Raw genomic sequence first — 15,245 nt, 5'->3', positions numbered from 1 at the left:
GTGTAATCTATTGTTGTTAGTGCTCATGTTTCGAAGTTTTCATGGTTAAATTGTTGCCAAATTGGATATACTGTGTTACACTAATAGTGACTTGTAACTGAATATAAAATGTAAGGAGATGTAAGGGAATGAACAAGCTTTTTGGGTATCCTGAGTATGACAACGAGGGAAAAAAAGTTCTTACTACAACAGACGGTCTATATAAAGACATGTTGATGAATATTACCGTTTATCGAATGAAAAACGGAGATGTTCGTGATTTTTATTTAGAAAATGAAGAACTTGCAGTATTGCTTGTAACAGGTGATGTTGAATATCAATGGGACAAAGAAACAAGAAAAGTGAAAAGAGAAGATTGCTTTAAGGAAAGTTTATATTGTTTACATGTTTGTAAAGGTGTAAAAGTTACGATAAAAGCATTTGGAGATACAGAAATTCTTGTACAATCTACAGAAAATGAGAAAGAGTTTTCAGCTGTATTCTACACGCCTGAAGATTGCGTTGACGCATTAGCAGGAAAAGGCTTATGTGAACCTATGGCGCTTCGTACCGTAAGAACTGCATTTGATTATCAGAATGCACCATATTCTAATATGGTTTTAGGTGAGATCATTGGTCATCAAGGTGGTTGGTCAGGATATATACCTCATCACCATCCACAACCGGAGGTATATTACTATCGTTTTGATAAGCCTCAAGGTTTTGGGGCATGCTTTATAGGTGACGATGTATTTAAAATTAAAGACGGAAGTTTCAGTGCTTTGACACCGGGGGCAACACATCCTCAAGTGACTGCACCAGGATATCCGATGTATGTAGTTTGGATGATTCGACATTTAGAAGGTAATCCTTGGACGGATAGAGTAGATGACCCGGATCATACATGGATGGTAGATAGTCCGATTCAATATCGATAACATTAGATTCTATATATTTATATATTAATAAGAATAAAGAGAGTGAGGAAAGAAATATGTTAGATAAAAATAAAGTAAAATTAGGAATTGCTCCAATAGGTTGGACAAATGATGATATGCCGGATTTAGGAAAAGAAAATACTTTTGAGCAATGTGTAAGTGAAATGGCTCTTGCCGGATTTACAGGTTCAGAAATCGGTGGAAAATATCCAACAGATCCTGTGGTTTTGAAAAAAGCATTGGATTTACGTGGTTTAACTATTTGTAATTGCTGGTTCTCAACTTTCTTAACAACAAAACCATATGAAGAGACAGAAGTAGAATTTATAAAACAAGCTAAATTCTTAAAAGATATGGGTGCGAAAGTAATAGGTGTATCGGAACAAGGACATAGTATACAAGGTACTGATAAATCCATTTTTGAAGAAAAATATGTTATGAACGATGAAGAGTGGAAATTATTATGTGATGGATTAAATAAATTGGGAGCAAAAGCGAAAGAGATTGGAATCTCATTAACTTTCCATCATCATATGGGAACTGTTGTGCAAACAGAAGAAGAAGTTGACAGAATGTTAGCAAATACTGATCCTGAGTTGGTAAGTTTATTGTTCGATACAGGACACTTTACTTATAATGGTGCGGATGCTGTTGCAATGTGTAAAAAATATATTAATCGTATTAAGCATGTACATTTAAAAGATGTTAGACCGGAAATGGTTCAAAAAGTAAAAGATGAACACTTAAGTTTCTTACAAGGCGTACGTTTGGGAACATTTACAGTTCCTGGAGATGGATCTGTTGATTTTGAACCGATTTTTGATATCTTAGCAGAAAACAATTATGAAGGTTATGTATTAGTAGAAGCTGAACAGGATCCTGCTATTGCTAATCCTTTAGAATATGCGATCAAAGCTAGAAAATATATTGCTGAAAAAACTGGATTATAATTATAATAATTTATAAAAAAAAGGGGCAACCTTATTGAAAAGGTTGTTCTTTTTATTTGGAAAAAAAGTAAATTTTGTTAATAATGCACAAATCGATAGTCGGGTGTACGTTAATTTAATATCAAGTAATGCATAAAAGTCCATATTTATGGGAAATATGAAAAATGTAAAAAAAGTATGAATAAAGTATGAATGGAAATAATGCACAAAAGGAGGTGCTCAAAAATGCGTGTAAGTGTTTAGAATTACTAAGGTTGGGATTGACAACTTTATAAACATTGTGCTAAAATATGCCCATGAGTTGATTAATGTTGCAACCAATTACTCAAAAGGCAAAAAAATATGGATTTTCAAATCATGAACGAATGCATGCGTAATGATTCAAAAAATTCAAAAGATGTTCAAAACATTTTTTGCTCGTACTGATGACCTTAATAAAAGGAACGACGAAAACTAAGAGTTACTCTTAGCAATTAAAACAAATTTGGGAGGAAACAAAAACATGAAAAATATTAAGAAATTTTTTGTTTTAGGACTTAGTTTAATCATGGTTTCTACATTTGCTTTTGGATGTGGACAAAAAGATAATACTGATACAAAAGAAGATACAAAAAAAGAAGAAACAACAGATGATACAACTCAAACAAAAGAAGATGATGCAACAGGTGATAAAGCTAAAGCTGGTGGAAAAATTCTTTTTACAATGTCATCTCGTGATCAATTTTTAACTTCTATGGAAACAGCTGCTACAAAATATGCAGATGAAAATGGTGTTGAATTAGTAGTAATGGATTCAGAAGATGATATTACAAAACAGTTGTCACATATTCAAACAGCTGTAACTGATGATTATGATGCGATTATTTGTAACTTAGTTAATACAGACAATTCAGCAGAAATCATCTCAAGTGCTGGTGACCTTCCTGTTGTTTTTGTTAATAGAAGTCCTGGAGAAGCAAACTTAAAAGCAGATAAATATGTATATGTTGGTTCAAATGAATCCGATTCAGGAAAATTCCAAGCTGAATATTTAGCAAAATATTTTAAAGATCAAGGCAAAACAGAAATCAACGCAGTTTTACTTCAAGGTGTGTTAGGATTAGAAAACGTTATCAAACGTACAGATTCAGTTAAAAAAGGTCTGGAAGAAGCAGGAATCAAAGTTAATTACGTATTCGAAGACACAGCAAAATGGGATCGTGCAACAGCTCAAGAAATGTTTATCCAATTCTTAGGAACTGGAAAACAATATGATGCAGTAATCTGTAACAATGATGAAATGGCTCTTGGTGTAATCGAAGCTATGGAAATGCAGGGTGTAGATCCTACAAAAGTACCAGTTGTAGGTATTGATGCAACAGCTGTTGGATGTGAAGCTATCCAAGCTGGAAAAATGGCATTCTCTGTATACCAATCAGCTGCTGGTCAAGGAGAAGGTGCTGTTAAAGCTGCACAAGCAATTGTTGGTGGAGAAAGTATCAGCACAATTGAAGGTGCAAATGACGACAAAACTATCGTTTGGATTCCATTTGAACCAGTTGATAAATCTAACGTAGAAAAATATATGAAATAAAGACCAGAGATGGGCTATTCTTCGTAAGAAGTTATGATATAGCCGGCGAGGGCAGCGATAAGTTGCCCTCGGGCTATGTTTTACGAGAAAGAGAGAGGTGAAAATATGAGCGAATATGTATTGGAGATGACTGATATTGTTAAAGAATTTCCAGGTGTGCGTGCGTTAAAAGGTGTTCAGCTAAAACTTCGTCCGGGAACTGTACATGGTTTGATGGGGGAAAATGGTGCTGGTAAATCAACTTTGATGAAATGTTTAATTGGTATCTATCATAAGAACTCAGGGAAGATTTTATTTAGAGGTGAAGAGATCGATTACCCTGATACACATACCGCACTTGAAAGTGGAATCTCTATGATTCATCAGGAATTGAGTCCAATCCCATATCGTAGTGTAAGCGAAAATGTTTGGGTTGGTCGTCAACCTATGAAAGGCATTATTGTAGATCATAAGAAAATGCGAGAGGATACATTAGCATTATTTAAAAGATTAGAAATTAGTATAGATCCAGATGAAATGATGGGTAATTTGACGGTTGCTCAGATGCAGATGGTAGAAATTGCAAAAGCTGTTTCGTATGATTCTGATATCGTAATTATGGATGAACCTACATCTTCTTTAACAGAGACAGAAGTTGGCCATTTATTTAGAATTATCAGACAGTTACGGGAACAGAATGTAGCAATTGTTTATATCTCACATAAATTAGATGAAATTTTTCAGATTTGTGATGAACTTACTACAATGCGTGATGGTGAATACATCGCAACAGATAGGGCAGAAGATATTACCATAGACGAATTGATTCAGAAAATGGTTGGTCGTGAAGTAAATGAAATGTTCCCTAAAGTGGACTGTCCAATAGGTGAAACTGTTCTAAAAGTTGAGAATCTTAGTGCAGGAAAAGCTGTAAAAAATGTTTCATTTGAACTTCGCAAAGGAGAAATTCTTGGTTTTGCAGGTCTTGTTGGAGCAGGACGTACCGAAACGGTAGAAGCAATTTTCGGTATGCGCCATAAAACAAGCGGCAAAATATACAAGGATGGAGTGGAATTGAATATTAAGCATCCAGAAGACGCAATTGGTAATGGAATTGCTCTTCTGACTGAAGATAGACGCGGAAATGGTATTGTTGGTGTTAGAAGTATAGCGGATAATACAATTCTTGCAAATTTAGGTGCGTATGGTTTTCCATTAAATCATAAAAAAATTAGAAAAGATGTAGATGAATATGTTGCAAAATTGAATGTCAAGACACCTAATAACGAACAGTTGATTATGAACCTTTCTGGTGGTAATCAACAAAAAGTACTAGTTGCTCGTTGGTTATTAAAGAATCCGGATATTCTTATAGTAGATGAACCAACTCGTGGTATTGACGTTGGAGCGAAATCAGAAATTCATAGTTTAATTACGAAGTTAGCTGGTGAAGGAAAAGCAATCATTTTAATTTCTTCAGAGTTGCCGGAAGTAATGGGAATGTCTGATCGGATTTTGGTTATGCATGAAGGAGAAATGACAGGTATACTTTCTCGTGATGAGTTTAGCCAAGAAACAATTATGAAATATGCGACAGGTGAAGTGTAAGAAAGGAAGGATAAAATATGTCTAAATCATTTGATTTCAAAAAATTTTTAAGTAAGAATTCTATTTGGATTGTATTAATAGTTATGATTATTGCAATGACCTTTGCGTCACCAGTATTCATGACAAGTGGAAATCTATTCAACATGTTAATAACAGAATCAGTTATTGGTATACTTACAATGGGTATTGTTTTTGCAATTCTTTCAAAAGGAATTGACCTCTCTCCAGGTGCGATTGTAGCTTGGACAGCAGCTGTTGCTGCTTCTTTGGCACAAAATCCGGATTATTCAGATAAAAAGTTTAAAAATTTACCGGATTTACCAGTAATATTAATTGTTTTAATTGCATTAGCAGCAGGTACTGTATTTGGTTTAATGAATGGTCTCTTAATTGCATATACAAAAATTCCAGCATTTATTGCTACATTAGGTACTCAGTTAATCGCACGTTCATTAGCATACATTTATACAAATTCATACCCAATTCCTAATTTGAAAAGTAGTTTCAAAACATTAGGTCAAGCAAAGTTTTTCGGTTTCTTACCTTCGATCGTACTGTTCTTTATCGTTTTTGTATGTATTGCAGGTTTCATGTTAACACAAACTCGTTTTGGTAAAAACGTTTATGCAATCGGTGGAAATGATCAGGCAGCAAGAGTTGCAGGTATTAATGTAGAAAAGAATTTAGTAAAAGTTTATACATGGGGAGCGTTCTGTGCTTCTATGGGTGGTATCTTATTAGTATCTCGTTCCGGAGCAAGTTCTACTACAATGGGTCTTAACTATGAACTTGATGCTATTGCAGCTGCAACCGTTGGTGGTACCTCTCACTCTGGTGGTATTGCTCGTATCTCAGGTGTTATCGCTGGTATCTTAATTCTTGGTATCTTAAAGAATGGTATGTTATTACTTGGTGTAAACTCATACTTACAACAAGCACTTAAAGGTGTTATTATAATCGTAGCCGTTGTATTCGATATGAGAAAGAATGTTAAAAAATCATAAATAGTGTATAGAAAAAGAGTAGAAACTTATGTTTTTACTCTTTTTTTTAAGTATAAGTTTTAATATAAGAAATAAAAAATCTAATTTTTAGGGCTAAGTAAAAATTTACTAAAATATTTATATGAAAAAAGGTTGAAAAAAATTCCTTTATGTGATAAAATCTATACAATTTGAGTACTTGTATGGCAAGAATATTATAAACTAAATCTTGAATGGTAGAAATTAATATTTCTTCTTAAATAAAAAGGAAAAAAGAGGCCTCTCTTTTTTTTTTTAAGGCAAAATATTGATATATTAGGTAAACAAGTATCTAAATTGAATAGATAGAAAGGGTTAGAGTGATAGAATGAAAGCTTTTCTTATACTTGAAGATGGAAATGTATTTACAGGGACCAGCATTGGAGCGCAGAAGGAAGTTATAAGTGAAATTGTATTTAATACTTCAATGACAGGTTATTTAGAAGTTCTGACAGATCCTTCCTATGCAGGACAGGCTGTAGTTATGACATATCCTTTAATTGGAAATTATGGGATATGTAATGAAGATATGGAGTCATTAAAACCTTGGCCGGATGCTTATATTGTTAGAGAATTGTCTAGAATCCCCAGTAATTTTAGGAGCGAAGATAGTATTCAAAATTTCTTAGAAAAGTACGAAATCCCAGGGATCGCAGGGATAGATACCAGAGCCCTTACTAAAATTTTAAGAGAAAAAGGGACCATGAACGGAATGATTACCACGAACGAAGATTATGATTTGAATGAAATTATTCCGAAATTGAAAGAATATATTGCAGTCAGTGTTGTAGAAAAAGTAACATGTAAAGAAAAGAGAATTCTAAAAGGAGCAGGTCTAAATGTGGCACTAATGGATTTTGGTGCGAAAGATAATATTGCACAGTCTTTAAATCGAAGAGGATGTAACGTTACTGTTTATCCAGCCTTAACAACAGCAGATGAAATTATGAAATCAAATCCTGATGGGATAATGCTTTCTAATGGACCTGGAGATCCAAAGGAATGTAAGAGCATAATTAATGAAATCAAAAAGTTGTATCAATCAGATATTCCAATTTTTGCAATTTGTTTAGGTCATCAGCTAATGGCATTGGCTACTGGAGCTGATACTCACAAAATGAAATATGGACATCGTGGCGGGAACCATCCTGTCAAAGATTTGGAAACGAACCGAGTTTATATTTCATCTCAAAATCACGGTTATGTAGTAGATGTTGAAGGACTTGATTCCAATATTGCTGTTCCGGCATTTGTTAATGTGAATGATGGAACCAATGAAGGATTAAAGTATAAAAATAAAAATATTTTTACAGTGCAGTTTCATCCGGAAGCATGTCCCGGTCCACAAGACTCAGGATACTTGTTTGATAGATTTATAGAAATGATGGAGGGATCTAAATAATGCCAAAGAATCCAAATATAAAAAAAGTATTGGTAATCGGTTCTGGTCCAATCGTTATTGGACAAGCGGCAGAGTTTGATTATGCAGGTACTCAGGCTTGTCGATCATTAAAGGAAGAAGGAGTCTGCGTAGTATTAGTAAATTCTAATCCGGCAACGATTATGACGGATAAGGATATTGCAGATAAAGTTTATATAGAACCACTCACAATAAAAGTGATAGAGCAGCTTATTATAAAAGAAAAGCCGGATAGCGTTCTTCCAACACTAGGAGGACAAGCTGCTTTGAATTTGGCTATGGAGTTAGATGAATCCGGATTTTTGAAAAAGAATGATGTTAAATTAATTGGTACAACACCAGAGACAATTAAAAAGGCAGAAGATCGATTAGAATTTAAAACTACTATGGAGAAAATCGGGGAACCTTGTGCGGCGTCTTTAGTGGTAGAGGATGTAGAAGCTGGAATTGCTTTTTCAAATGAAATTGGATATCCGGTCGTTCTAAGACCTGCTTACACATTAGGCGGAAGTGGTGGTGGAATCGCAAATAATGAGAATGAATTAATAGAGATTCTATCGAATGGTTTAAGATTAAGCCGTGTTGGTCAGGTTTTGGTAGAACGCTGTATAGCTGGATGGAAAGAAATTGAATATGAAGTAATGCGTGACGGAAATGGAAATTGTATTACCGTATGTAATATGGAAAATATTGATCCTGTAGGAGTTCATACAGGAGATAGTATCGTTGTAGCACCATCTCAGACGCTCGGTGATAAAGAATATCAGATGCTTCGTACTTCAGCATTAAATATCATTAATGAATTAAAAATTACAGGTGGCTGTAATGTTCAATACGCATTACATCCAACAAGTTTCGAATATTGTGTAATTGAAGTAAATCCTCGTGTAAGCCGTTCTTCAGCGTTGGCTTCGAAAGCGACCGGTTATCCGATTGCTAAGGTTGCGGCCAAAATTGCACTTGGTTATACCTTGGATGAAATTAAGAATGCAATTACAGGTAAGACATATGCAAGTTTTGAACCCATGCTTGATTATTGTGTTGTTAAAATACCGAGACTACCATTCGATAAATTTATAACGGCAAAAAGAACCCTTACGACTCAAATGAAGGCGACCGGTGAAGTTATGAGTATCTGTCCGAACTTTGAAGGCGGACTTATGAAAGCATTAAGATCCTTAGAGCAGCATGTAGACAGTTTGATGTCCGTTGATTATACAGGGTGTACAGAGGAAGAAATTATACAAATGCTTTATCGGGTAGATGATCGAAGAATTTTTGTAATCGCAGAAGCTGTACGTCGCGGAATTACCTATGAAGAAATCCATAATATTACAATGATAGATATTTGGTTCATTGATAAGATCGCAATACTTGTTGAGATGGAAAATCGCTTAAAATCAGAAGAATTAACAGTAGAATTATTAGCAGAAGCAAAAAGAATCGAGTTTCCAGATCATGTGATTTCGCAGTTGACAGGAAAGTCAGTGAATGAAATTAAAACAATGAGGAAAGAGAATGGAATTGTTGCAGCTTTTAAGATGGTAGATACCTGTGCAGCTGAATTTGAAGCTTCTACACCATACTATTATTCTTGCTTTGGCGGAGAAAATGAAGCAATTCAAACTAAGGATAAAAAGAAAGTATTAGTTCTGGGTTCCGGTCCGATACGTATCGGTCAGGGAATCGAATTTGATTATTGTTCGGTACATTGTACATGGGCGTTTAGCAAGGAAGGCTATGAGACTATTATTATTAATAATAATCCAGAAACAGTAAGTACAGACTTTGACATTGCAGATAAGCTTTATTTTGAACCATTGACCCCTGAAGATGTAGAAAGTATTGTTGACATTGAAAAACCTGACGGAGCAGTTGTTCAGTTCGGTGGACAGACTGCTATAAAATTAACACAAAGTTTAATGGAAATGGGTGTCCCAATTCTTGGTACCTCTGCTGAAAATGTAGATGCAGCAGAAGACCGTGAGCTATTTGATAAAATTCTCGAAGAGTGTAGAATTCCAAGACCATCAGGTGGAACTGTATATACAGCTGAAGAGGCGAAGAAGGTTGCGAACGAACTTGGTTATCCTGTTCTTGTACGGCCTTCCTATGTACTAGGTGGTCAAGGCATGCAAATTGCCATTTCAGATGATGAGATAGAAGAGTTTATGGAGATTATCAACCGCATTGCACAGGATCATCCAATTCTTGTTGATAAATATTTAGTTGGAAAAGAAATTGAAGTGGATGCTGTATGTGATGGAACAGATATTTTAATACCGGGAATCATGGAACATATAGAAAGAGCCGGAGTCCACTCTGGAGATAGTATTTCTGTATATCCGGCTCAAAGTATTAGTGAAAATGTAAAGGAAATTATTACTGAATATACTAGAAGATTAGCGAAAGCTCTACATGTAATCGGTTTAATAAATATTCAATTTATCGTATGCGGGGAAGAGGTTTATGTAATTGAAGTAAATCCACGTTCCAGCCGTACAGTTCCTTATATCAGTAAAGTAACAGGAATTCCGATTGTAGATTTAGCGACCAAAGTAATCATAGGCAATACAATCAAAGGCTTGGGCTATAACCCTGGGCTTCAACCGGAAGCGGATTACATCGCAATTAAAATGCCTGTATTTTCATTTGAAAAATTACGTGGTGCTGATATCAGTTTAGGACCAGAAATGAAATCCACTGGTGAAGTTCTGGGAATTGCTAAGACGTTCCATGAAGCATTGTATAAAGCATTTGCAGGTGCCGGTATGAATTTGCCAAAACATAAGCAGATGATTATGACAGTAAAAGATGCAGATAAAGAAGAAGCAATCGAAATAGGCAGAAGATTTGAAGCCTTAGGGTATAAAATCTATGCTACCAGAAGTACTGCAAAAGTATTAAATGAAAATGGAGTAAATGCATATCGTGTCAATAAAATCTCACAAGAGTCTCCTAATGTTATGGACTTAATTCTGGGACATAAGATTGATTTGGTGATCAATACGCCAACGCAAGGACGAGATAAGGCAAGAGATGGATTTTTAATTCGCCGAAATGCGATTGAGACAGGTGTTCATTGCTTGACTTCATTAGATACTGCCAATGCATTATTAACCAGTTTAGAACATTGCAATGATAATTTGACTTTGGTTGATATTGCGACAGTGAAAAATGTATAAACTTTAACTATATTCCCATAAAATGCTTTGTTTCAACGATTATGCCAAACATTACAATGAGCCTTAAAGCAAAACGAATATCAGGAGTGCCTTCTATTCGTTTTAAGTCTCATTTTCATGGCATAAGAGTTTCAACAAATCATTTTATGGGAATTTAAACGGAAGGTTATGGTTCCGTATAGAGAGCATGTTTTTACAAAGAGAAAATGGTGGGGAACTTATTATTATTTCATTTAACTTCATTTAAAAAGAACTGTCTATGAAAAGTAGTCTGATAATTAAGTTGATTCGTTTAAATATTTAATCTTGGAAGATGTTAACAAGTTTGTTATAATATTGACGAGGGAATAAAGGACTAGGGGTAAGTCTGAGTTTATATAAGGAAACTCTGTTTATTTTAAGATTTATATAAAAATATCAAAACCTTACATAACTGTTTCCAACAGTTATGTATTTTTATTTTGGAGGGAAAAATTAAATGGAACAATCAATGGAAACAGAAAAAAATTCATTACAAATAAATTTGAATCATTTAACATCAAATAAAACAGCAAGTACTGCAATCCTTACAAAAATGCAGGAGCAACGTGGGAAATTAGTTGCACAAATGAACTTAATCTCAAATTTGCAAGAAGATGTCAGGCAATACGATATGAGCAAAAATGATTACTGGCAGGGGCAGAAAGAAGAGATGGCGGAAAATTTACAGAAAGTATTGGAAACGAATCTAACTGATTATTATGATGCTTGTGATACCTTAAAAAGCCAGATAGATTCCGCAATTTCAAGAGCAAATAATTCTATTACAAATATACAGGCACAGATAGATACAACAACGACGCAATTGGCATCCATAGAAAAAAATCAAAATTAGGGGGAGACATTATGAGCAGTAAAACAAGCGGCAATGAAACGAAAATTGATAAAGAGTCTTATCTATTAATTGTAAATGAGATTGAATCTGCTGCAGAGGAACTTTTAGCAGAAATCATAAATGATAAAATAAAGTCTCCGGGCACACAAACCGTACAAAAATACATAGAAGCCCATAAGCATATGATACAGATTATAAAAAAATACAAAATGCATATGAAAAAAGTTGTTTCGGTTATGGAAAAATCGGAAGCGAGGATAAGAAAAATCGATGAGGAAGCATCTGTAGCAGCGGCAAATGTTGAATAGTACATACATTAGATAGTGTTAAATGATGTATGAAAACTATAATTACTTAAATAAGGGGATATAGAATGCTTTATATAGAGGAAAAAAAGGTAAGAAAATATTTCGAAAATTATAGTACAGATTGTACTACTATTAATAAAAAAATAGGAAAGCTACAGACAGCATTGGAAAAATTCATTGCTTTTGATGAGTATTCAGGAAAAGAAGCAGAAAGTGCCAAAGCATTCATAAAAAAAGTAGAAAAGCCAATGGCAGAAGACATTAAAGTGGCGTTGAAAGAACTTAAAAAAATGCAGAATACTCTCTTAGAGGAATTTAATGAAGAAGTAGATTCTTCTAAGAGGGCAGTCATTTATACGGATAAATTGGATATCATTAAACAAGACTTTGAAGATTTCGCGGAAGATTTCAACACTTATAATCAAGAGGTGGAAGCAGTTTATGAAATATTAGAAAATGATTGTTCTAAATTTGGAACTTTTTCAAAACCGGATGAGACACAAGCGAAAAAGACTTTTTTTACATTAAATGCTTCGTCAGACAGTTTTTCGTTCGCACTGCCAATCGGGCTTGTTTCTTCTCACAAAAAAGATCTTCAATCATTTGAATATCAACATAGTAATGATATTTCAGGGACATATTTCGAAACTATATGTAACAGCTTAGAAACATGTATCGATACCTGTAATGCTCATTTAGATAGTGATGAACCGGTATCTTCTATTTATAACTCATTAAATAAAGTCTATTATAATAGTGATATGGAAGAGTTAGACAAGTATGATGCATCCAAGGTAAAAGATTATATTAATTGGTTAGATTCTCTTACGGACGGAAAATTAAAGAAAGTAATTTATAAACTTTGCGACGGCTTAGTAAGTTCGGGGCTAATAGAAGATTTTATAAAGTTATACGAAGGTTTACCGGAAGGAATGCGTGGAAATACGCAGGCAGTCATAAATTTGTTAGTTGCTTTTTATGCAAAACATGAGGAAGAACTTTACAATCTTCCTATATGGCATGAGGTTTTAGCAGAATTATTGGGATTCGTTTATGATCCGGAAACAAAGTGCTATCATACCAAAGAAGGATCACTCCAAAATGCGATGGGATTTGGAGATGGGTTCGACAAAATAGGTCCACTACTTGGTATGGATTTGGCAGAGACTCCTGTAATATTTGAATATAATAATAGATTTTATCTTTTCGAGCCATGGGTAGGAAAATATGGATATGGAACCTGTAGTGGTGGAGAAATTGGGATTTATAGTTTAAGTAGAGAAGAATATCAAGAATTCCAAAAAAATGGTGATATGGTATTTTATCAATGTGCAAAAGAATACGAACAATTTAAAATGCAATATGTAATTCGAAATAAGAATACAAAAGAAGTAATCAGTAGCAAAGACTCATCCCAAGGGAATGGAGATGGTACAGATTTCTGGGGCTTGGCAATTAAGACAAATGATCATACCGATAAAGATGATTTGGAAATGGTGGGAACTATTAGTCATGATGATGTTGAGTATTTGAATGAGTTGTGTAAGAATATGAATCAAGATAAAATTAATGCTAAGCTTAATGAAAAAAAGAAAACAATATCGTTTACGTATACTTATAGTGAGAATAGTAGGAGGTAATAATGAAACGAATTAAAGTAGTACTAAGTTGTATAGTGCTTACGGTCTTCATGGCAGGGTGCAGCAGCATAGGTAAAATGGTTCATGAAGGAACCAAGATAGTGCAGAGTGTTAATGGAGAAAGTGAAGAGGAGAAAGAATTGCGAATGAAAGAAATTACATTAAAAAGTTCTATTATTTTTGGTTGTTTAGAACAAGTAAAAGAAGAATTGGATAAGGGTGTTGATATCAATATGACAAATGTTTCAAAAGATCGTTTAAACCCTGAAAAAAGTCCTATCTGGATGGCTATATATAGTTCAAGATATAAGATAGTAGAATATTTAATCAATCGTGGAGCAGATTTAAATTATAGCAAAAATATTAAAGGGGAAACAGTATTTACGAAAATGATGGATGATCAATACTGCTATGTAAAAAAGTTTTTACCAATGCTTATTGAACATGGGGCAGACATCAATGCTACTTCAGATGGAGATTGGACTCCTTTAGAAACCCTAATTGTTTCAGATAGAATACCGGATATTTATAAGATAGAGTTAACTGATGAATTAATAAAAAATGGAGCAGAAGTCCGAATGGAAGCGCTGGAATCTTTAGTGGATTCTATGTCGGGAAAAGCTGGAGATACTATTGGAGGTACTGGCTGTATGGGTAGCAAAATTATTCCCTATATAGAACAGATTGTGAAAAAACAAAATGACCTTTCGATATCAAATATAATGCAGGTTGCAATAGAAGGAAATTCCAAAAAGGTATTATCTTTAGTGAAAAGAGGAGAATATGAAAGAGAAGATCAGGATAACCAATGGAAGCTTTGTGGAGCTGTTGCTGGATATTGCAATATAGATGTATTGAAGGCATGTATAGAAAAAAGTAAGTTTAATGAATATCAGATGAATTCTCTTCTGCTTATTGCATCACGTGGAAATCAATTGGAAAATGTAAAGTATCTTATTGAAAAAGGGGCGGATATTAATTATTTAGTTGATGAAAAAATTTCCCCTCTTGTATTAGCATTGTTAAATAATAATACAGAAATTGCGGATTATTTATTGGATAGCGATGCCAAGATAGTGAATAGTCAATGGTCAGATGCAATTTCACAAGGTAAAAGTGAGGCATGTGCGGCAGCCTTAAATGAAAATAAAGAGATGTTAGAACGCATTTTAAAAGAAAATGAAGGATTGCCAAAAGATGAGCAAGAAGCTATTATTAGCCAGGTATTTCATTTATGTGCTTATTTTAATAAAGAAGAATTTGCAGAATATTTGTTCGAGAAGGGATACGGAAATAAGGTAAGAAAAGGAATTTTATCGGATATTTGTTGTGAGGAGAACTTAAAGATAACGCAGATGTTTGTGGAGCATGGAATAGATATAGAGGGAGATGGTGGTGAAAGTTCAGCATTGAAAACGGCGATTAAGTTTAGTACTCCAGAGGTAGTAAAAGTTCTTGTAGATAATGGAGCTAAAATAGATTATGGTTCTGTTTTGTACGCTATTTGGAGAGGAGAAATGGATAAGATTAAGTGTTTGGTAGAGGCAGGAGCCGATTTGACCATGATTGATGAAGAGGGAAAGACTTTATTGGAGAAATCAAAAGAATATAGTGAGAATGTGAAACAGTATTTAATTGAACATGGTGCGAAGTAAAAAATTTAAATAAGATCAATTATATTTATATAAGTAGCTCTAATTTTTCTTTCCGCTTGAAATCAATATGCGCTGACAAGAAAGCTAATATATTAAACGTTGCAGTTACTAGGG

General features: G+C 34.1%; 11 protein-coding genes. All 11 read left to right on the top strand.

The annotated features are described in order from the left end of the window. Positions 1 to 128: 128 nt before the first annotated feature. The 11 genes from DWV06_RS13630 to DWV06_RS13580 all read left to right on the top strand — a co-directional run bounded on the left by DWV06_RS13630 (position 129) and on the right by DWV06_RS13580 (position 15,131). A complete protein-coding gene (locus DWV06_RS13630; protein WP_115482743.1) occupies positions 129 to 917 on the top strand; it encodes a 5-deoxy-glucuronate isomerase in 789 nt (262 codons plus the stop codon). A 56-nt stretch (positions 918 to 973) separates the two neighbouring features. Continuing rightward, positions 974 to 1,867: a myo-inosose-2 dehydratase gene (iolE, locus tag DWV06_RS13625; protein ID WP_115482742.1), complete on the top strand. Its 894-nt coding sequence runs from the start codon at positions 974 to 976 to the stop codon at positions 1,865 to 1,867. A gap of 502 nt (positions 1,868 to 2,369) precedes the next feature. After that, positions 2,370 to 3,440 (top strand): substrate-binding domain-containing protein, encoded by a 1,071-nt coding sequence (locus DWV06_RS13620; RefSeq protein ID WP_115482741.1) that lies wholly within the window; start codon positions 2,370 to 2,372, stop codon positions 3,438 to 3,440. Positions 3,441 to 3,545: 105 nt separating this feature from the next. Continuing rightward, the gene (locus DWV06_RS13615; RefSeq protein ID WP_115482740.1) at positions 3,546 to 5,027 is read left to right on the top strand and encodes a sugar ABC transporter ATP-binding protein; all 1,482 of its coding nucleotides are present in this window, start codon (positions 3,546 to 3,548) and stop codon (positions 5,025 to 5,027) included. A 17-nt stretch (positions 5,028 to 5,044) separates the two neighbouring features. Next, entirely contained in the window at positions 5,045 to 6,031 is a 987-nt protein-coding gene (locus DWV06_RS13610; RefSeq protein WP_115482739.1) for an ABC transporter permease subunit, read from the top strand. Positions 6,032 to 6,377: 346 nt separating this feature from the next. Next, a complete protein-coding gene (locus DWV06_RS13605; RefSeq protein WP_115482738.1) occupies positions 6,378 to 7,451 on the top strand; it encodes a carbamoyl phosphate synthase small subunit in 1,074 nt (357 codons plus the stop codon). Further along, entirely contained in the window at positions 7,451 to 10,654 is a 3,204-nt protein-coding gene (gene carB / locus DWV06_RS13600; protein WP_115482737.1) for a carbamoyl-phosphate synthase large subunit, read from the top strand. Before DWV06_RS13605 ends, carB begins: the two co-directional genes overlap by 1 nt. Positions 10,655 to 11,132: 478 nt before the next feature. After that, positions 11,133 to 11,528 carry a YwqH-like family protein gene (locus DWV06_RS13595; RefSeq protein ID WP_115482736.1) on the top strand — a complete coding sequence of 132 codons (396 nt, stop codon included), beginning with the start codon at positions 11,133 to 11,135 and terminating at the stop codon, positions 11,526 to 11,528. 11 nt (positions 11,529 to 11,539) lie between these two features. Further along, positions 11,540 to 11,836, top strand: coding sequence for a hypothetical protein (locus DWV06_RS13590; RefSeq protein ID WP_115482735.1), 297 nt, complete (start codon positions 11,540 to 11,542; stop codon positions 11,834 to 11,836). A gap of 65 nt (positions 11,837 to 11,901) precedes the next feature. Continuing rightward, the gene (locus tag DWV06_RS13585; protein WP_115482734.1) at positions 11,902 to 13,476 is read left to right on the top strand and encodes a DUF4474 domain-containing protein; all 1,575 of its coding nucleotides are present in this window, start codon (positions 11,902 to 11,904) and stop codon (positions 13,474 to 13,476) included. Positions 13,477 to 13,478: 2 nt separating this feature from the next. Further along, positions 13,479 to 15,131, top strand: coding sequence for an ankyrin repeat domain-containing protein (locus tag DWV06_RS13580; RefSeq protein ID WP_115482733.1), 1,653 nt, complete (start codon positions 13,479 to 13,481; stop codon positions 15,129 to 15,131). Positions 15,132 to 15,245 lie beyond the last annotated feature (114 nt).

Source organism: Anaerosacchariphilus polymeriproducens (assembly GCF_003363435.1).
GTDB classification, from domain to species: domain Bacteria; phylum Bacillota; class Clostridia; order Lachnospirales; family Lachnospiraceae; genus Anaerosacchariphilus; species Anaerosacchariphilus polymeriproducens.
The sequence above is the reverse complement of the archived record's forward strand: the minus strand, read 5'-3'. Positions and strand labels throughout refer to the sequence as shown.

Coding starts and splice junctions, on each gene's coding strand:
- iolE (WP_115482742.1), top strand. CDS start 974: ATGTTAGATAAAAATAAAGTAAAATTAGGAATTGCTCCAATAGGTTGG.
- DWV06_RS13610 (WP_115482739.1), top strand. CDS start 5,045: ATGTCTAAATCATTTGATTTCAAAAAATTTTTAAGTAAGAATTCTATT.
- DWV06_RS13585 (WP_115482734.1), top strand. CDS start 11,902: ATGCTTTATATAGAGGAAAAAAAGGTAAGAAAATATTTCGAAAATTAT.
- DWV06_RS13580 (WP_115482733.1), top strand. CDS start 13,479: ATGAAACGAATTAAAGTAGTACTAAGTTGTATAGTGCTTACGGTCTTC.
- carB (WP_115482737.1), top strand. CDS start 7,451: ATGCCAAAGAATCCAAATATAAAAAAAGTATTGGTAATCGGTTCTGGT.
- DWV06_RS13630 (WP_115482743.1), top strand. CDS start 129: ATGAACAAGCTTTTTGGGTATCCTGAGTATGACAACGAGGGAAAAAAA.
- DWV06_RS13620 (WP_115482741.1), top strand. CDS start 2,370: ATGAAAAATATTAAGAAATTTTTTGTTTTAGGACTTAGTTTAATCATG.
- DWV06_RS13605 (WP_115482738.1), top strand. CDS start 6,378: ATGAAAGCTTTTCTTATACTTGAAGATGGAAATGTATTTACAGGGACC.
- DWV06_RS13615 (WP_115482740.1), top strand. CDS start 3,546: ATGAGCGAATATGTATTGGAGATGACTGATATTGTTAAAGAATTTCCA.
- DWV06_RS13590 (WP_115482735.1), top strand. CDS start 11,540: ATGAGCAGTAAAACAAGCGGCAATGAAACGAAAATTGATAAAGAGTCT.
- DWV06_RS13595 (WP_115482736.1), top strand. CDS start 11,133: ATGGAACAATCAATGGAAACAGAAAAAAATTCATTACAAATAAATTTG.